At 60.6% G+C, this 17,869-nt stretch carries 14 protein-coding genes; 8 read left to right on the forward strand and 6 right to left on the reverse strand.

Annotated features, from left to right (window positions below; genetic code table 11):
* Positions 1-56 precede the first annotated feature (56 nt).
* Positions 57-182, forward strand: a complete 126-nt coding sequence (locus F8N43_RS29730) for a hypothetical protein (RefSeq protein ID WP_263596745.1) — start codon at positions 57-59, stop codon at positions 180-182.
* 91 nt (positions 183-273) lie between these two features.
* Here F8N43_RS29730 and F8N43_RS19770 read toward each other — a convergent pair whose 3' ends face one another.
* Positions 274-711: a hypothetical protein gene (locus F8N43_RS19770; protein WP_150631616.1), complete on the reverse strand. Its 438-nt coding sequence runs from the start codon at positions 709-711 to the stop codon at positions 274-276.
* A 103-nt stretch (positions 712-814) separates the two neighbouring features.
* On the opposite strand from F8N43_RS19770, the gene F8N43_RS19775 reads away from it, so the two are divergent.
* On the forward strand, positions 815-1,255 hold the full coding sequence (locus F8N43_RS19775; RefSeq protein WP_008028495.1) for a universal stress protein: 441 nt from the start codon (positions 815-817) through the stop codon (positions 1,253-1,255).
* 108 nt (positions 1,256-1,363) lie between these two features.
* Here the strand turns inward: F8N43_RS19775 and F8N43_RS19780 are convergent, their stop codons facing one another.
* The gene (locus F8N43_RS19780; protein WP_150631617.1) at positions 1,364-3,283 is read right to left on the reverse strand and encodes an ATP-binding cassette domain-containing protein; all 1,920 of its coding nucleotides are present in this window, start codon (positions 3,281-3,283) and stop codon (positions 1,364-1,366) included.
* Positions 3,284-3,496: 213 nt separating this feature from the next.
* Here F8N43_RS19780 and F8N43_RS19785 point away from each other — a divergent pair, with 213 nt between their 5' ends.
* Positions 3,497-5,425: a transglycosylase SLT domain-containing protein gene (locus F8N43_RS19785; RefSeq protein WP_150637490.1), complete on the forward strand. Its 1,929-nt coding sequence runs from the start codon at positions 3,497-3,499 to the stop codon at positions 5,423-5,425.
* A gap of 76 nt (positions 5,426-5,501) precedes the next feature.
* On the opposite strand, the gene F8N43_RS19790 is transcribed toward F8N43_RS19785, so the two are convergent.
* Complete coding sequence (locus tag F8N43_RS19790; RefSeq protein WP_191630147.1) at positions 5,502-7,310, reverse strand: ABC transporter transmembrane domain-containing protein; 1,809 nt, start codon at positions 7,308-7,310, stop codon at positions 5,502-5,504.
* A 247-nt stretch (positions 7,311-7,557) separates the two neighbouring features.
* On the opposite strand from F8N43_RS19790, the gene F8N43_RS19795 reads away from it, so the two are divergent.
* Entirely contained in the window at positions 7,558-7,737 is a 180-nt protein-coding gene (locus F8N43_RS19795) for a PA1571 family protein (protein WP_150631620.1), read from the forward strand.
* A gap of 185 nt (positions 7,738-7,922) precedes the next feature.
* Here the strand turns inward: F8N43_RS19795 and pdxB are convergent, their stop codons facing one another.
* Positions 7,923-9,065 carry a 4-phosphoerythronate dehydrogenase PdxB gene (gene pdxB, locus F8N43_RS19805; protein WP_150654212.1) on the reverse strand — a complete coding sequence of 381 codons (1,143 nt, stop codon included), beginning with the start codon at positions 9,063-9,065 and terminating at the stop codon, positions 7,923-7,925.
* Between the two features lie 212 nt (positions 9,066-9,277).
* On the opposite strand from pdxB, the gene F8N43_RS19810 reads away from it, so the two are divergent.
* On the forward strand, positions 9,278-10,681 hold the full coding sequence (locus F8N43_RS19810; RefSeq protein WP_150654213.1) for an MATE family efflux transporter: 1,404 nt from the start codon (positions 9,278-9,280) through the stop codon (positions 10,679-10,681).
* 108 nt (positions 10,682-10,789) lie between these two features.
* Here the strand turns inward: F8N43_RS19810 and tusA are convergent, their stop codons facing one another.
* Complete coding sequence (gene tusA, locus F8N43_RS19815; protein ID WP_150631624.1) at positions 10,790-11,041, reverse strand: sulfurtransferase TusA; 252 nt, start codon at positions 11,039-11,041, stop codon at positions 10,790-10,792.
* Positions 11,042-11,132: 91 nt separating this feature from the next.
* Complete coding sequence (rlmM, locus tag F8N43_RS19820) at positions 11,133-12,206, reverse strand: 23S rRNA (cytidine(2498)-2'-O)-methyltransferase RlmM (protein ID WP_150631625.1); 1,074 nt, start codon at positions 12,204-12,206, stop codon at positions 11,133-11,135.
* A gap of 222 nt (positions 12,207-12,428) precedes the next feature.
* On the opposite strand from rlmM, the gene acnA reads away from it, so the two are divergent.
* From acnA to F8N43_RS19835, 3 genes are all read left to right on the forward strand, one after another.
* Positions 12,429-15,170 carry an aconitate hydratase AcnA gene (gene acnA, locus F8N43_RS19825; RefSeq protein WP_150654214.1) on the forward strand — a complete coding sequence of 914 codons (2,742 nt, stop codon included), beginning with the start codon at positions 12,429-12,431 and terminating at the stop codon, positions 15,168-15,170.
* Between the two features lie 157 nt (positions 15,171-15,327).
* Positions 15,328-16,119: a CPBP family intramembrane glutamic endopeptidase gene (locus F8N43_RS19830; protein ID WP_150654215.1), complete on the forward strand. Its 792-nt coding sequence runs from the start codon at positions 15,328-15,330 to the stop codon at positions 16,117-16,119.
* Between the two features lie 103 nt (positions 16,120-16,222).
* The gene (locus F8N43_RS19835) at positions 16,223-17,788 is read left to right on the forward strand and encodes a methyl-accepting chemotaxis protein (protein ID WP_150631628.1); all 1,566 of its coding nucleotides are present in this window, start codon (positions 16,223-16,225) and stop codon (positions 17,786-17,788) included.
* Positions 17,789-17,869: the final 81 nt, after the last annotated feature.

The raw sequence follows: 17,869 nt of genomic DNA on the forward strand, positions 1-17,869 counted from the left end.
AATTCACCGCAGCCTTTGTTTAACGGGCTACGCTGACGGGAGTTTTGAGGAAAAATATGAACGCGTCGGCGAATGCCCGGCGTAAGATCAGCCACATCGAATTACCGGCCTGCCTGGCCAACTCCAGCCCGATGTTGAATGTCGGGCTTTTTATTGCCTGCGAATCTGCCAACGCCCTGTAGGAGCCCGCTTGCTGGCGATCCAGACAACGCGGATAACGAGGAAAACCGCGTGTCGTTCATCGCCAGCAAGCCGGCTCCTGCAGGATCGGGTTCAGGCGAGGTCCTTGAGGGTGGCGTCGATTTGTTGCAGGACGGATGCGTCGCCCTTCTCGCCCCAATACAACGTGATCATTTGCTTGTCCGCTTCGACCTTGTAGACGTTGGCCGGCAACTTTTCGAAATGAATCAGCAACGCCGGCTCCTCGCAGACCTCCTGCCACTGATTCACCCACACACCCGGCGACTTCTGCCAATAAGTCCAGCAAGAGGGCTGACTGCCGCGACGCGGTCGATGGTATTGCGCGCAGGGGCTCGGCGGTTCCTGGCTCAGCCAGTGCGGCCACTCTTGAGGAGCCAGTTGCATGGCCAGCCCGATGCGTCGCGCCTCCATGCGCAGGGCCATGCGCCCGCTCTGCCCACGGGACGGTCGCAGCCATGCCAGCGGACTCAACACCACCAACAGGATTGACACCACTATCCAGACCGTCATATCTGTACTCCCGATTCTTGATGAGCGCTTTGGGTCACTTTGAAAACAATGCGCTTGAAACCAGCCATACTTACCAATATTGCATCCTCAGGAGGAGCACCTCATGCCCTACAACCACATTCTGGTCGCTGTAGACCTGACCGAAGAGTGCGACCCTGTCATCCACCGTGCTCGCGAATTGTCGGTGAGCAACGGCGCGAAATTGTCCCTGGTGCACATTGTCGAACCCATGGCCATGGCCTTTGGCGGCGACGTGCCGATGGACCTTTCCCAGTTGCAACAGCAACAGTTCGATCAGGCAAAGGAACGTCTTGACCGGCTGATCGTGAAGTACCCGGAACTGTCCAAAGAGTACAGCCACCTGACCTACGGCCAGCCACGCCAGGAGATTCATCACCTGGCCAAAGAGCAGACCTGCGACCTGATTGTGGTGGGCAGCCATGGCCGGCATGGCCTGGCATTGCTGCTGGGCTCCACCGCCAACGACGTGCTGCACGGTGCGCCTTGCGATGTGCTTGCGGTGCGCCTGCAAAACAAAAGCTGATAAAGATTTTGTGGGAGCCGGCTTGCTGGCTCCTACAGAAGGATTATGTTGCATACGAAAAGCCCGGCGCTCATCACTGAACGCCGGGCTTTTTTATTGCTGGATCAATCAGGCGTCCAGCTCGGCCCAACGCTCGACCATCACGTCGTGCTCAGCCTGCAACTGCTCAAGCTGAGCGATCACCGCAGCCGTCTCGGCAACAGGACGCTGATAGAAGCCACCGTCCGCCATCTGCGCTTCAACGGCCGCGATCTGCTGTTCCATGGCTTCGATCTGGCCCGGCAACATTTCCAGCTCACGCTGCAATTTGTAGCTGAGTTTCTTCTTCGCCACGGGTGCTTCGACCGCCGCCGCAACCGGTGCAGCTTCAGCCGTCACGACCGCCGACGTCAGGTCGGCTTTGCCGGATTTGCTCTCGGTCACGCCCAACAGGCGCGGCGAGCCGCCCTGACGCAGCCAGTCCTGGTAACCACCGACGTATTCGCGAACCTTGCCTTCACCTTCGAAGACCAGGGTGCTGGTCACCACGTTGTCGAGGAATGCCCGGTCGTGGCTGACCATCAGCACGGTGCCGTTGAAGGTCAGCAGGACCTCTTCCAGCAGCTCGAGGGTTTCCACGTCGAGGTCGTTGGTCGGTTCGTCGAGGACCAGCAGGTTCGCTGGTTTGCTGAACAGTTTCGCCAGCAACAGGCGAGCGCGCTCACCACCCGACAGCGCCTTGACCGGCGTGCGAGCACGCTGCGGGCTGAACAGGAAGTCGCCGAGGTAGCTCAGCACGTGGCGGCTTTGACCATCGATATCGATGAAGTCGCGACCTTCGGCCACGTTGTCGATCACGGTCTTTTCCAGGTCCAGCTGATGGCGCAACTGGTCGAAGTACGCCACGTCGATGCGCGTGCCCTCTTCCACTTTGCCGCTGGTGGGTTGCAGGCCGCTGAGCATCAGCTTCAGCAACGTGGTCTTGCCGGTACCGTTGGCACCGAGCAAACCGATACGGTCGCCGCGCGTCAGGACCATCGAGAAATCCTTGATCAGGAACGGACCGCCCGGGTGGGCGAAACTCACGTTCTCAAGGACCATTACCTGCTTGCCGGACTTGTCGGCGGTGTCCAGCTGAATGTTGGCCTTGCCGGTGCGCTCACGACGTTCGCTGCGCTCGACGCGCAGGGCTTTCAGTGCGCGGACACGGCCTTCGTTACGGGTGCGACGGGCCTTGATGCCCTGACGGATCCAGACTTCTTCCTGGGCCAGCTTTTTGTCGAACAGCGCGTTGGCGGTTTCTTCAGCGGCCAGCGAGGCTTCTTTGTGCACGAGGAAACTGGCGTAGTCGCCGTTCCAGTCGATCAAGCCACCGCGGTCCAGCTCCAGAATACGAGTCGCCAGGTTTTGCAGGAAAGAACGGTCGTGCGTGATGAACAGCACGGCGCCCTGGAAATCCTTCAACGCCTCTTCGAGCCAGGCGATGGCACCGATGTCCAGGTGGTTGGTCGGTTCGTCGAGCAGCAGCAGATCCGGCTCGGAAACCAGCGCCTGCGCCAGCAGGACGCGGCGACGCCAGCCACCGGACAATTCGGCGAGGGTCTTGTCGGCCGGCAACTGCAGACGGCTCAAGGTGCTGTCGACCAGTTGCTGCAAACGCCAGCCGTCACGGGCTTCGAGGTCGTGCTGGACGTGCATCAGCTTGTCCAGGTCGGCGTCGGTGACGATGTTCTGGCTCAGGTGGTGATACTGCGCGAGCAGCTCGCCAACACCGTCCAGGCCTTCAGCAACCACGTCGAACACGGTCCGCTCGTCGGCTACCGGCAATTCTTGCGGCAACTCACCGATCTTGAGGCCGGGTGCGCGCCAAACGGAGCCTTCGTCGGGCTTCTGGTCGCCCTTGACGAGCTTCATCATGCTGGACTTGCCAGTGCCGTTGCGGCCGATGATGCACACCCGCTCACCACGGGCGATCTGCCAGGACACCTTGTCCAACAACGGCATAGCGCCGAAAGCAAGGGACACATCGCTGAATTTGAGCAGGGTCATGAGCTTCTCCAAAAACCGGGCGCGCATTCTACCTGACTTGAGGCTTCAGAAGGCCGGCAATTTCACCTTCGGGGCACTCTGCATGACAAATGTTGCGAACTGATGCTGACTGGCCCGCAAAGCTTTCGCCCGCTGCTGGCAAAAGGCTAAGCTACAGTTAATTCAGTGTTGGCACCGTCAACGCTTGTCATGATTTCTCTGTTCGGACGTCTCATGCGCAGCCGCCTTTTTGGTCTTTTATCCTGCTTTCTACTTTCTGCCACAGCCATCCAAACAGCACAGGCGGTGGACCTGTCTACCCAGCGTCAATACTACGATGAAGCCAAGCGTGCCCTGGCCAAGGGTGATACCGGTCCCTACTTCCGTTACAGCCAGGCGCTTCGTGATTACCCGCTGGAGCCTTACCTTGCGTATGACGAACTGACCGCGCGTCTGAAAACCGCAAGCAATGCCGAAATCGAGAAATTCCTCGCCGAACACGGCGACCTGCCGCAAGCCAACTGGATGAAACTTCGCTGGTTGCGCTGGCTGGCCGATCGCGGCGACTGGGCGACTTTCGTCAAGTACTACGACCCCAAGCTCAATTTCACCGAACTGGACTGCCTGAACGCGCAGAATCAGATCGCGCGCAACCAGAAGACCGAAGGTTATGCCAACGCCGAAAAACTCTGGCTGACCGGTAAATCGCTGCCTGGGGCGTGTGATGGCTTGTTCGGGATCTGGGCCGCCGAAGGCCAACTGACCGAGCAGAAACGCTGGGAACGCACCAAGCTTGCCGCCCAGGCGCGCAACTATCCGCTGGCCAACAGTCTGGTCAACGGCCTGACCACCCTCGCTCCGCGCGGTCGCTTGTTGGTGGATGTGGCGCAGAAACCTGAACTGCTCAATCAGCCGTCGCGCTTCACCCCGGCCGATGAGCCGATGTCTGACATCGTCAGCCTCGGCTTGCGCCGCCTGGCCAAGCAAGACCCGGACAAGGCGATGGCATTGCTCGACGGTTATGCCAGCAGCATGCACTTCTCCCGGGACGAAAAAGTCGCGATCGCCCGGGAAATCGGCCTGACCCTCGCTCGCCGCTTTGATAGCCGGGCGCTGGATGTGATGACCAAGTACGACCCGGAATTGCGCGACAACACCGTGTCTGAATGGCGCTTGCGCCTGCTGTTGCGTCTGGCCCGCTGGGACGATGCCTATCAGTTGACCCGCCGCTTGCCACAAGACCTGGCGACCACCAATCGCTGGCGCTACTGGCAGGCCCGCAGCCTGGAGCTGGCGCAACCGCAGAACCAGGAGGCGCAGACGCTTTACAAAGGCCTAGCCCGTGAGCGTGATTTCTACGGTTTCCTCGCCGCCGACCGCTCACAGCTGCCGTACTCGCTGAACAACAAGCCGCTGGTACTTAGCCAGGCGCTGATCAACAAGGTGCGCAACACGCCGGGTGTACGTCGCGCCCTGGAGTTCCACGCACGCGGGCAGATCGTTGATGGTCGTCGCGAGTGGTATCACGTCAGCCGCCACTTCAATCGTGACGAAATGGTCGCCCAGGCGAAACTCGCGTATGACCTGAAATGGTACTTCCCCGCGATCCGCACCATCAGTCAGGCGCAGTACTGGGACGATCTGGACATCCGCTTCCCGATGGCCCACCGCGAAACCCTGGTGCGCGAAGCCAAGGTCCGGGGCCTGCATTCGAGCTGGGTATTCGCCATCACCCGTCAGGAAAGCGCCTTCATGGACGACGCCCGCTCCGGCGTCGGCGCCAGTGGCCTGATGCAACTGATGCCCGGCACCGCCAAGGAAACCGCGCGCAAGTTCAGCATTCCCCTGGCCTCGCCGCAGCATGTGTTCGATCCGGACAAGAACATCCAGCTCGGCGCCGCGTACCTGAGCCAGGTGCACAGCCAGTTCAACGGCAACCGCGTCCTCGCCTCCGCCGCCTACAACGCCGGCCCGGGTCGCGTGCGCCAGTGGTTGCGCGGCGCGGATCACCTGAGCTTCGACGTCTGGGTGGAAAGCATCCCGTTCGACGAAACCCGCCAGTACGTGCAGAACGTGCTGTCGTACTCGGTGATCTACGGCCAGAAGCTCAACTCGCCACAGCCGTTGGTGGACTGGCATGAGCGTTATTTTGACGATCAATGATTGTCAATTGAGGCACTGACAAAAATGCCCGCATTGAGAAATGCGGGCATTTTTTTATGATGATTGACTTGGATGGTTACTGGGTCGGGACGGGGCCGGTTACGGGGTCTGCCGAGGCATTACGCCCATCATTGAACTGCAACGCCGCCAGCCGCGCATACAGCGCATTGCTCGCGATCAACTCCTGGTGGGTGCCCACCGCCACCAGTTTCCCCTGATCCATCACCGCGATCCGGTCGGCGTTTTTAACCGTGGCCAAGCGGTGGGCGATGACCAGCGTGGTGCGGTTTTTCATCAGGCTGGGCAAGGCCTGCTGGATCAAGTGTTCGCTTTGGGCGTCGAGGGCGCTGGTGGCTTCGTCGAGCAGCAGGATGGGCGCGTCCACCAGCAGCGCTCGAGCGATGGCCAGGCGTTGGCGCTGGCCGCCGGACAAACCGAGGCCGCCGTCGCCGAGGTGAGTCTGGTAGCCGTTAGGCATCGCCTCGATAAAGTCATGGGCGTAGGCAATCTTCGCCGCTTCCCGGACCTGTTCCAGCGTCGCTGTCGGGTTGCCGTAGCGGATGTTCTCTTCAATGCTGCCGAAAAACAGCGCAGGGTTTTGCGAAACCAGCGCAAAGCAACGGCGCAAGTCGAGCGGATCGAGTTGAGTCAGCGGCACGCCGTCGAGCAGGATGCGGCCTTCGGCCGGGTCGTAAAAACGCAGCAGCAAGTCATACACCGTCGACTTGCCCGCACCGGAAGGCCCGACCAGCGCAAGGGTTTCGCCAGCCTTGACGGTCAGACTCAAGCCATCGACGGCGTAGCTTTCCGGACGCGACGGGTAGGAAAAACGCACATCCTGCAGAACCAGGTTGCCCGCCACCCGCTCGGGCAACGTCACCAGTCCGGTCGCCGGTGGCTGGATGATGTTTTCCGAGCGCAGCAATTCGGCAATCCGCTCGGCGGCACCGGCCGCGCGCTGCAGCTCACCAATGACTTCACTCAACGTGCCGAACGCGCTGCCGACAATCAGGCTGTAGAAGACGAACGCCGCCAGTTCACCCGCAGAAATCCGCCCGGCCATCACATCCATGCCGCCCACCCAGAGCATCACGCCGACCGCGCCCAACACCAGCACGATCACCAGGGTAATCAGCCAGGCGCGCTGGAAAATCCGTTTACGGGCGGTGTTGAACGCCTCCTCCACGGTCACGGCAAAACGCTGTTCGTCCTGAGCCTGGTGATTGTAGGCCTGCACGGTTTTGATCTGGCCCAGGGTTTCGGAAACATAACTGCCGATATCGGCAATCCGGTCCTGACTCAGGCGCGACAGGCCGCGTACCCGCCGGCCGAAAATCAGGATCGGCGCAATCACCAGCGGCAAGGCGATCACCACGATGCTGGTGAGTTTCGGGTTGGTGATAAACAATAGGATAATCCCGCCGATCACCATCAGCAGATTGCGCAGGAACAGGGACAGCGAAGAGCCGATCACTGATTGCAGCAGCGTGGTATCGGCGGTCAACCGCGACTGGATTTCGGAGCTGCGGTTGTCTTCGTAAAATCCGGGATGCAGGTAAACCAGATGGTTGAACACCTGACGGCGGATGTCGGCGACTACGCGCTCACCGATCCATGACACCAGGTAGAAACGCGCGAATGTGCCGATCGCCAGGCCCATCACCAGCACCATGAACAAACCGATCGTCTGGTTGAGCAGATGCGGGGACTGGGTCATGAACCCCTGGTCCACCAGCAAGCGAATCCCCTGCCCCATGGACAACGTGATGCCAGCCGTAACGATCAGCGCGAGCAAGGCACCAAAGGCCTGCCAACGATAGGGTGCGAGAAAAAGACTGGTCAGGCGAATCGCGCGACGGTGACGGGCAGAGAGCATCGGGTTCATCCAGTTACGCAATTGATGGGGCCAGCCAGAGGGTTCAATGGGGTTGAACTCTGTAAATCACAATGAGTCAGGTTAATTATGACCGCGATGACCAGGTCCTAGACGCTATTGATCTAAAGTCCGGGTGGCAACATTTGGGGATTTCTGGTGGACTGGTGTTGCCGCCCTGAAAAGATCGCAGGGAGTTGTCATAGCCCGGTCACCTGGCGGTTTTACAGTAAGCACACACCTGAAGAGGAGACAGGCCATGTCCTTGCAAAATAGCAGCGATGACAAGATTCAAGTGATCCGCACACAGCCAGATCAGTCTTTGGGTTGCTCAATCATTGACGAAAAAGGCCGCGAAGTACCGATCACTGAAGACATGATCCAGGACGCTTGCCGCGAACTGGAAAAGCGATTGGTCAAGCCTGCCAAACAAGATTGATATAGCCACCGTCTTCTTGACCCGGCCCGGATGGCCGGGTTTTTTGTGGGTGCATTTTGAGGGTGCTGCGCACCCTATCGCGAGCAGGCTCGCTCCCACAGTAGATCTTCAGTGAATGTGGATTCTGCATACGCCTGAGAATACATGTTGGAGCGAGCCTGCTCGCGATTGGGCCAACTGGTTTTTCAGACAGCCGAAGCGCCCAGCGCCGCCACGATCTTGCGCAACTCCGGCGAATCCCCTTCGATCCGCACCTGCAGCCCATCAATCTCCCGCCGCGATGGATAGTTCTTGCGCAGCCCGTCAAACGCCGCACGCTGCTCGCTCACACTGCCGACAAGACTGCGGCGGAAATCCGCGTCGTCGCGGCGCGGGTCGTACACGCCACGGCACAACATCGCCAGCGCCCAGGCAGGATCGCTTTCAGCGTTCAAGGTCACTTGCGACAACCACGGTGCCGGCAGCAAATCGCTCAAGCTGACCTGCGCCGTTTGCCCGAGAAAATCGCAATACGCCTGATAGATCTGCGCCGTCCCGCGTTGTTTGCCGTCGAGGCTGTAACCGGCAATGTGCGGTGTCGCCAGCACGCAGAGGTCGGCCAGTGCCGCATCGACCTCGGGCTCGCCTTCCCAGACATCCAGCACTGCTTGCAGGTCTTCGCGCTGCAGCAACACTTCGCACAGGGCAGCGTTGTCCACCACCGGGCCGCGACTGGCATTGATCAGCCAGGAGCCGGGTTTGAGCTGATTCAAACGGTTCTTGTCGAACAGATGCCAGGTCGATCCGGCACCGTGTTTTTTCAACGGTGTGTGCAGGCTGATGACATCGCACTGCTCGAGGATTTGCTCAAGGCTGACAAAATCGCCCCCTTCAGCCGCTTGCCGTGGCGGATCGCAGACCAGCACGTTCCAGCCCAGCCCTTGCAGAACCTTGACCAACCGCCCGCCCACTTCGCCGGCACCGATCACGCCGTACGTACGCCGGGTAAGATCGGCACCTTCGATTTCCGCAAGCGTCAGCAAACTGCCCAGCACGTAGTCGACCACGCCACGGGCATTGCAGCCGGGGGCGCTGGACCAGGTGATGCCGGCCCGCTGAAAGTAATCGAGGTCGAGGTGATCGGTGCCGATGGTGCAAGTGCCGACAAAGCGCACCTTGCTGCCTTCGAGCAGCGCGCGATTGACGTTGGTCACCGAGCGCACCAGTAACACATCGGCCTGTTCGACGGTGGCGCGGTCGATTGAACGTCCCGGCACCCGGCGGATTTCACCGAAACCTTCGAAGAAGGCATCGAGCAGCGGAATATTTTCGTCGGCAACAATCAGCATGGCAGGCTCCTTTGGCGGATCGGCAGTGTAGGCGCAGAAGCCTGTGGCGGGCCAGCGGGCATTAACCACCTCAGACATGAAGCCACCACTCAGGAGATGCGAACACCGCGAGTCGATGCTTACAAATGGCTAACACAGGACTTTTCCTGACCACTGCGTCAACGCGTAGAATGCGCGGCCTCGCGCATCAAAACCTTTTGGACGTTTCGCCCTTGAATTCCGTGACTGACCACTCCGCTGCAATTCCCCTCAATCGCCCGGCTCGGGTTCGCATGGAGCTGAAAACCCTGCTCGGCCTGGCGCTGCCGATCATGATTGCGCAACTTGCCACTACCGCGATGGGCTTCGTCGATGCGGTGATGGCCGGCCGAGTCGGGCCGCGAGACCTGGCGGCGGTGGCGTTGGGCAACTCGATCTGGGTCCCGGTGTTTCTGTTGATGACCGGCACCCTGCTGGCCACCACGCCAAAAGTCGCCCAGCGCTTTGGCGCCGGCACGCACAGCGAGATAGGCCCGATCGTGCGGCAGGCCTTGTGGCTGGCGTTGGTGGTGGGTTTGATGGCGACGGGCATGCTGTTAAGCGCCGAACCGATTTTGCACCTGATGAAGGTCGATCCCGAGTTGATCGGCCCATGCATGCAATACCTGCACGGCATCGCCAGTGGGCTGCCCGCCGTCGCGTTCTACCATGTGTTGCGCTGTTTCAGTGACGGCCTGGGACGCACGCGCCCGGCGATGGTCCTGGGGTTGTGCGGGCTCGCACTGAACATTCCGCTGAACTACATCTTCATTTATGGCCACTTCGGTGTGCCGGCCATGGGCGGCGTCGGTTGTGGCTGGGCCACGGCGATTGTGATGTGGGTGATGGCGCTGGGCATGGCCGGCTGGGAACGCTGGGCGCCGGCGTATCAGTCGAGCCAGTTGTTCAGCCGTTTCGACTGGCCGCAGTGGCCAGTGATCAAACGCCTGCTGGGTATCGGCCTGCCGATCGGCATCGCGGTGTTCGCCGAATCGAGCATCTTCGCGGTGATTGCGCTGCTGATCGGCAGCCTCGGCGCGACCGTGGTGGCCGGGCATCAGATCGCGCTGAACTTCAGTTCGCTGGTGTTCATGATTCCCTACTCGCTCGGCATGGCCGTGACCGTACGAGTGGGTCAGGCGCTCGGTCGTCAGGAACCGCGTGAAGCGCGTTTCGCCGCCGGTGTCGGCATGGGCACGGCGCTGGCTTACGCGTGTATCTCGGCGAGCATGATGCTGTTGCTGCGCGAGCACATCGCGACCATCTACACGGCGGACCCAACGGTGATTCGCGTGGCGGCGATGCTGATCGTTTACTCGGCGCTGTTCCAGTTTTCCGATGCGATCCAGGTCACGGCGGCCGGTGCGTTGCGCGGCTATCAGGACACGCGGGTGACGATGATCCTGACGCTCTTCGCGTACTGGGGCATTGGTTTGCCGGTGGGTTACGCGCTGGGTCTGACCGACTGGTTCGGCACGCCGAGTGGCCCGAGCGGGCTGTGGCAGGGTTTGATCGTCGGCCTGAGCTGCGCCGCGCTGATGCTGTCGATCCGCCTGACGCGCAGTGCACGCAAGCGGATCCGCAACGGGCTGAGTTGACCCTGTGGGAGCCAGCCTGCTGGCGATTGCGGTGATTCAGTCAACAATGATGTTGAGTTTGAATCAGCCATCGCGAGCAGGCTGGCTCCCACCGTAGTTTTTTGTGGGTCAATCGGACTTCTTGCGAATCCAGTAGAGGTAGGTGCCGGCCTCTTCATGCTGCGCGACCAGCTCGTGGTCGAGGAACACGCAGAACTTGGGAATGTCACGACGGGTCGACGGGTCGGTGGCGATCACCTTGAGCAGGCCGCCGGGCGCCAGGTCACGGATGTGCTGGTGCAGCATCATCACCGGCTCCGGGCAGTTGAGGCCGGAGGCGTCGAGGGTGCCGTCTACCGGCGTATCAAGCATTTCACTCATGATTCACTCCTGAAACTGGCCGGCATTGTCGCGCATTGCCGGGTTTAACGTCATCTGTGACATACACCGCCCCCACAGGGATATAAGCATTTCAGCGGGATTTCGGTTTCTTCACGTCGAGCCGGCGCAGGTGGCACGTCACTTCTTCACGGTCGTGATACAGCTGTTTGCAGCCGATTTCGACCCGAATCCCGCGCTCCTTGAAGCCGTCGGCAATGCGCTCGAGCAAGCGCTTCACTTCGGCGTAACGCTGTTTCATCGGCAGCTTGAGGTTGACCACCGCCTCACGGCAATGCCCTTCGCCAATCCACTCTTCCAGCATCGCCGCGTTGCGTGCCGGTTTCTCGACGATGTCGCAGACCATCCAGTCCACCGGCTGGCGGGGCTTGTAGGTGAAACCGTCGGCCATCAAATGTTGCACCAGACCGGTGTCCATCAGGCTTTCCGCCATCGGGCCGTTGTCGATGGCCGTCACCAGCATGCCGCGATTGACCAGTTGCCAGGTCCAGCCGCCGGGCGCTGCGCCAAGGTCGACGCCGGTCATGTCGCTGTGCAGACGCTCGTCCCACTGATCGCGCGGGATGAAATGGTGCCACGCCTCTTCCAGCTTCAGGGTCGAACGGCTTGGTGCCTCGCGGGGAAACTTCAGGCGCGGAATGCCCATCGGCCACATCGCCGAGTTGTTCGACTCGGCCAGGCCCATGAACACTTCGCGACCGCTTTTGAACGTCAGCAGCAGGCGCGGCTTGTTTTCGTCCTCCACCAGCTTGCCCGCCGCCATCAGCGCTTTGCGCAGGTGCACTTCGAATTTCTTGCAGAAGTTCGACAGTTCTTTGCCGTCGTTGGTATCGACCATTTCCAGCCACAGGCTGCCGCACAGCGGGAAGTCCGCCATGTGCGCGAGGATCACGCTGATGCGGTCGGTTTCCGGCAAGTCGATGAAAATCCCGCGCGCCCATTGGCGCGGGAAGATCAGCTCGGCGAAACGCTGACCACGCATCAGGCGCTCGGCGCCGTCTTCTTCGGTGCAGATGAATTCGGCGCAGGCGCTGGCGGTTTTGGCCTTGGCATAACCGGCGACGTTCAGCCGTGCGGCGTGTTCGGAGATCTCGGAACAGACTTCGCCTTCGAAGCCCGGCCGGCAATGCATAAAGAGGGTGTTCATTCTTACTCCTGGGCAGTTGGCGAAGAATTCAGCCACTGCGCGATGCCCAGGCTTGCGTTGAAGCAAAGCCTGTCACGAAAACCGGCGCATGATAGCCGAGTTCGGAACCTTGGACTTGGCCATAGAGTCCAGTTATTAGCCTTAACGCCTAAACAGGGCTAGGTTAAAAGCTCTGTTCGTCACGTCAGTCCGTAGCCGTGCGGACTCAAAGGAGTCATTTCAATGCCGTCCCTCGATAGCCTGAAAACCCTTAAAACCCTGCAAATCGACGACAAGACCTACCATTATTTCAGTCTGCCCGACGCCGCCAAAAGCCTCGGTGATCTCGACAAGCTGCCAATGTCGTTGAAAGTGTTGCTGGAAAACCTGCTGCGCTGGGAAGACGAAAAAACCGTCACCGGCGCCGACCTCCGGGCGATAGCCGCCTGGCTCAAGGAGCGCCGCTCCGACCGCGAGATCCAGTACCGCCCTGCCCGGGTGCTGATGCAAGACTTCACCGGTGTGCCCGCCGTGGTCGACCTGGCCGCCATGCGCGCCGCCATGGCCAAGGCCGGTGGCGACCCGCAGCGGATCAATCCGCTGTCCCCGGTGGACCTGGTGATCGACCACTCGGTAATGGTCGACAAGTTCGGCAGCGCCAGCGCCTTCGGACAGAACGTCGACATCGAAATGCAGCGCAACGGCGAGCGTTATGCCTTTCTGCGCTGGGGCCAGAGCGCCTTCGACAACTTCAGCGTGGTGCCACCGGGCACGGGGATTTGCCATCAGGTCAACCTCGAATACCTCGGCCGCACGGTCTGGACCAAGGATGAGGACGGTCGCACCTATGCGTTCCCCGACACCCTGGTCGGCACCGACTCCCACACCACCATGATCAACGGCCTCGGCGTCCTCGGCTGGGGTGTCGGCGGGATCGAAGCGGAAGCGGCGATGCTCGGTCAGCCGGTGTCGATGCTGATTCCGGAAGTGATCGGTTTCAAGCTCACCGGCAAATTGAAGGAAGGCATCACCGCCACCGATCTGGTGCTGACCGTGACCCAGATGCTGCGCAAGAAAGGTGTGGTCGGCAAATTCGTCGAATTCTACGGCGACGGTCTTGCCGACCTGCCGCTGGCTGACCGAGCGACCATCGCCAACATGGCCCCGGAATATGGCGCCACCTGCGGTTTCTTCCCGGTGGATGACGTGACGCTGGAATACCTGCGCCTGTCCGGCCGGCCGCTTGAAACCGTGAAACTGGTCGAGGCCTATTGCAAGGCCCAGGGCCTGTGGCGCCTGCCGGGCAAGGAGCCGGCGTTCACCGACAGCCTGGCGCTGGACATGGGCAGCGTCGAAGCCAGCCTCGCCGGGCCTAAGCGCCCACAGGACCGGGTGTCGTTGCCCAATGTCGCGCAAGCGTTCAGCGATTTTCTCGGCCTGCAGTTCAAGCCCACCAGCAAGGAAGAAGGTCGCCTGGAAAGTGAGGGCGGTGGCGGCGTCGCGGTCGGCAACGCGGATCTGGTCGGCGAAACGGACTACGAGTACGACGGCCAGACCTATCGACTGAAAAACGGCGCGGTGGTGATCGCCGCGATCACCTCTTGCACCAACACCTCCAACCCCAGCGTGATGATGGCCGCCGGCCTGGTGGCAAAAAAAGCCGTGGAGAAAGGCCTCAAACGCAAACCGTGGGTGAAAAGTTCGCTGGCGCCGGGCTCGAAAGTGGTGACCGACTACTACAAGGCGGCCGGGTTGACGCAATACCTTGATGAGCTGGGGTTTGCGTTGGTCGGTTATGGCTGCACCACCTGCATCGGTAACTCCGGGCCGTTGCCGGAGCCGATCGAAAAAGCCATCCAGAAAGCCGACCTGACCGTCGCTTCGGTGCTGTCGGGTAACCGCAACTTCGAAGGCCGCGTGCATCCGCTGGTGAAAACCAACTGGCTGGCCTCGCCGCCGCTGGTCGTCGCGTATGCCCTGGCTGGCACGGTGCGCATTGATATCAGCAGCGAACCGCTGGGGGACGACAAGGACGGCAACCCGGTTTACCTGCGGGACATCTGGCCAAGCACCCAGGAAATCGCCGACGCAGTGAATCAGGTCAACACCGCGATGTTCCACAAGGAATATGCCGAAGTATTTGCCGGCGACGCGCAATGGCAGGCGATTGAAGTGCCGCAAGCGGCGACCTATGTCTGGCAGGACGATTCGACTTACATCCAGCATCCACCGTTTTTCGACGACATCGGCGGCCCGCCGCCCGTGGTCAAGAACGTCGCGGGCGCCAGAGTCCTTGCGCTGCTCGGCGACTCGGTGACCACCGATCACATTTCCCCCGCCGGCAACATCAAGTCCGACAGCCCGGCGGGCAATTACTTGCGAGAAAAAGGCGTGGAACCGCGAGACTTCAACTCCTACGGCTCCCGTCGCGGCAACCATGAAGTGATGATGCGCGGCACCTTTGCCAACATCCGCATTCGCAACGAGATGCTCGGCGGCGAGGAAGGCGGGAATACGATTTACATTCCCACCGGGGAAAAACTGGCGATCTACGACGCGGCCATGCGTTACCACGCCTCGGGCACGCCGCTGGTGGTGATCGCAGGGCAAGAATACGGCACCGGCTCAAGCCGCGACTGGGCGGCCAAGGGCACCAACCTGTTGGGCGTGAAAGCGGTCATCGCCGAAAGCTTCGAGCGGATTCACCGCTCCAATCTGGTGGGCATGGGCGTGTTGCCCTTGCAGTTCAAGCTGGATCAGAACCGCAAGAGCCTGAATCTCACCGGTAAGGAGACCCTGGATATTCTGGGCCTGACCGGCGTCGAGCTGACGCCGCGGATGAACCTGACGCTGATCATCACCCGTGAAAACGGCAGCCGCGAGAAAATCGAGGTGCTGTGCCGGATCGATACGCTGAATGAAGTCGAATACTTCAAATCAGGAGGGATTTTGCACTATGTGTTGCGGCAGTTGATTGCATCGTAAGTGTTTGCAGAAAAACACACCGCCTTCGGGCGGTGTTTTTGTTTGTACGGACATCCCTATAATCGCCCCTCTTTTTTTATACCGCACCCTGAAGCAGCAAGCTTGCTCCTACAAAGGACCGAGACGACCCGCAGAATCTTCGACACAAGGACTTCAGATGTTTGCTTTGCCATGGACCTTCCTGGCCCTGCTCTCCCTCGGCTACGCCATGGCCCTGACATACGGCCGCCTCGGCTGGCTGGCGCTTATCTCGGTTGCACTGCTGCTGATCGCCGGTTTCGCGGCTCGCCAACAACAGGTCCCGATTGGCCGCTACCTCGGTCACGCCCTGTTTGTTTTCATGGCGCTGGCATTGGCGATGCACTGGCTGCCCTGCTTCCACAATGGTCGCGGTATCAATCCGCATCGTTTTACCGACGATGCTGCACCGTTTGCCCTGTATCTGAATCTGGACAAACCGCTGATCGGTTTCTGGCTGTTGCTGGTCTGCCCGTGGATTGTCGGCCGGCGTTCGCTGCGGCTTGGCGTTTTTGCCACCGCGATGGGGCTGACACTCAGCAGCGTGCTGGCGTTGGGTGGCGCGCTATTGCTGGGCGTGATCAATTGGGCCCCAAAATGGCCCGATCAGGCGTGGCTGTGGCTGGTCAACAACCTGCTGCTCGTGACGCTGGTGGAAGAAGCGCTGTTTCGTGGCTACCTTCAGGGCGGTCTCAGCCGGCACTTCAAACACCTGCCTTATGGCGAAAACCTGGCGCTGTTGCTCGCTTCGCTGCTGTTTGGTCTGGTGCATGGGGGGGCTGGCTGGCAATGGGTGTTACTGGCGAGCCTGGCAGGTGTCGGCTATGGTCTGGCCTACCGTTTCGGCGGGTTGGGTGCGGCCATTGCCACGCATTTCGGTTTGAACCTGCTGCATTTCGGCCTGTTCACCTATCCGATGCTGGCGGGATGACGCAACGGTCGTTTTGCGACGCGCCGCTGATTATTGAAATAAAAATTCAATAAACCCCTGACGATGCCGACAACCACTCAAAGCCTTGCGGATTGAAAAAGCCATGCGTAACAACCAGCCCATTACACAACGCGAACGGACCTTCCCGGCTCAGCAACGGTTGATTTCCACCACCGATGCCAAGGGCGTGATCACCTACTGCAACGACGCGTTCGTCGAAATCAGTGGGTTTTCCCGCGAGGAACTGATCCGTGCGCCGCATAACCTGGTCCGTCACCCTGACGTACCGTCTGCGGTGTTCGCGCACATGTGGGGCACATTGAAACAAGGCTTGCCATGGATGGGCATTGTCAAGAATCGCTGCAAGACCGGTGACCACTACTGGGTTAACGCCTACGTCACACCGGTGTTCGATGGCAACCAGGTGATCGGTTACGAGTCGGTGCGGGTCAAACCCACCGCCGAACAGATCCAGCGTGCCGAAGCGCTCTACCAACGCATCAACCAGGGCAAGTCAGCGATTCCTTCCACCGATAAATGGCTGCCGATCCTGCAGGACTGGCTGCCGTTCATTCTGGTCAGCCAGTTGAGCTTCATGATCGGCGCCACGCTGAACTCCCACTGGGGTTTTGCCCTGGCCGCCGGTCTTTCGGTGCCATTGGGCCTGCTGGGGTTGAGCTGGCAACAGCGCGGTCTCAAGCGCTTGCTGCGCCTGGCCGAGCAGACCACGTCCGACCCGCTGATCGCGCAGATGTACACCGACAGTCGCGGCGCTCAGGCGCGTCTGGAGATGTCGATCCTCAGCCAGGAAGCCCGCCTGAAAACCTGCCTGACCCGTCTGCAGGACACCGCCGAGCACCTGAGCGACCAAGCGAAGCAGTCCGACACCCTGGCTCACAGCAGCTCTACCGGCCTGGAACGTCAGCGCGTCGAAACCGAGCAAGTGGCCACCGCCGTCAATCAGATGGCCGCGACCACGCAGGAAGTCGCCAGCCACGTGCAACGCACGGCGGATGCGACTCAGGAAGCCAATCGCCTGACCGGGCGCGGCCGTGACATCGCCGGGGAAACCCGCGAAGCCATTCAGCGCCTGTCGGAAGTGGTCGGCGAAACCGGCCTGACCGTGACGCAACTGGCCAAGGACAGCGATGAAATCGGCGGCGTGGTCGACGTGATCAAAGGCATCGCCGACCAGACCAACCTGCTGGCGTTGAACGCCGCCATCGAAGCGGCGCGGGCCGGTGAAATGGGGCGCGGTTTTGCGGTAGTTGCCGACGAAGTTCGTCAATTGGCACAGCGCACCAGCGAATCCACCGGGCAGATTCACGCCCTGATCGCCAAGCTCCAGCAAACCGCCAGCACCGCCGTGCAAACCATGGAAGCCGGGCATCGCCAGGCGGAAGAAGGTGTGGCGCGGGTGCTCGAAGCGGACCAGGCGTTGATCGGGATCAGCGAAGCGGTGGCGCACATTACCGACATGACCACGCAGATCGCAGCCGCGACCGAAGAGCAAAGCTCGGTGGCCGAAGAAATCAGCCGCAACATCAGCAACATCTCGCAACTGGCTGACCAGACGTCGGAACAGGCGCAGCACTCCGCGTTGCTGAGTGAAGAGCTGACGAAGACTGCGAATACCCAGTATTCGTTGGTGGAGCGGTTTAACCGCTGATTGATGCTGGAAAAACAAAAACCCGGACAGTGAAAGCTTCCGGGTTTTTTCTTGCCAATCTGAAAGTGATGTTGTCTGCCA

Source organism: Pseudomonas fluorescens (genome assembly GCF_902498065.1).
GTDB lineage: Bacteria > Pseudomonadota > Gammaproteobacteria > Pseudomonadales > Pseudomonadaceae > Aquipseudomonas > Aquipseudomonas fluorescens_BJ.

Coding starts and splice junctions, on each gene's coding strand:
- F8N43_RS29730 (WP_263596745.1), top strand. CDS start 57: ATGAACGCGTCGGCGAATGCCCGGCGTAAGATCAGCCACATCGAATTA.
- F8N43_RS19770 (WP_150631616.1), bottom strand. CDS start 711: ATGACGGTCTGGATAGTGGTGTCAATCCTGTTGGTGGTGTTGAGTCCG.
- F8N43_RS19775 (WP_008028495.1), top strand. CDS start 815: ATGCCCTACAACCACATTCTGGTCGCTGTAGACCTGACCGAAGAGTGC.
- F8N43_RS19780 (WP_150631617.1), bottom strand. CDS start 3,283: ATGACCCTGCTCAAATTCAGCGATGTGTCCCTTGCTTTCGGCGCTATG.
- F8N43_RS19785 (WP_150637490.1), top strand. CDS start 3,497: ATGCGCAGCCGCCTTTTTGGTCTTTTATCCTGCTTTCTACTTTCTGCC.
- F8N43_RS19790 (WP_191630147.1), bottom strand. CDS start 7,310: ATGAACCCGATGCTCTCTGCCCGTCACCGTCGCGCGATTCGCCTGACC.
- F8N43_RS19795 (WP_150631620.1), top strand. CDS start 7,558: ATGTCCTTGCAAAATAGCAGCGATGACAAGATTCAAGTGATCCGCACA.
- pdxB (WP_150654212.1), bottom strand. CDS start 9,065: ATGCTGATTGTTGCCGACGAAAATATTCCGCTGCTCGATGCCTTCTTC.
- tusA (WP_150631624.1), bottom strand. CDS start 11,041: ATGAGTGAAATGCTTGATACGCCGGTAGACGGCACCCTCGACGCCTCC.
- rlmM (WP_150631625.1), bottom strand. CDS start 12,206: ATGAACACCCTCTTTATGCATTGCCGGCCGGGCTTCGAAGGCGAAGTC.
- acnA (WP_150654214.1), top strand. CDS start 12,429: ATGCCGTCCCTCGATAGCCTGAAAACCCTTAAAACCCTGCAAATCGAC.
- F8N43_RS19830 (WP_150654215.1), top strand. CDS start 15,328: ATGTTTGCTTTGCCATGGACCTTCCTGGCCCTGCTCTCCCTCGGCTAC.
- F8N43_RS19835 (WP_150631628.1), top strand. CDS start 16,223: ATGCGTAACAACCAGCCCATTACACAACGCGAACGGACCTTCCCGGCT.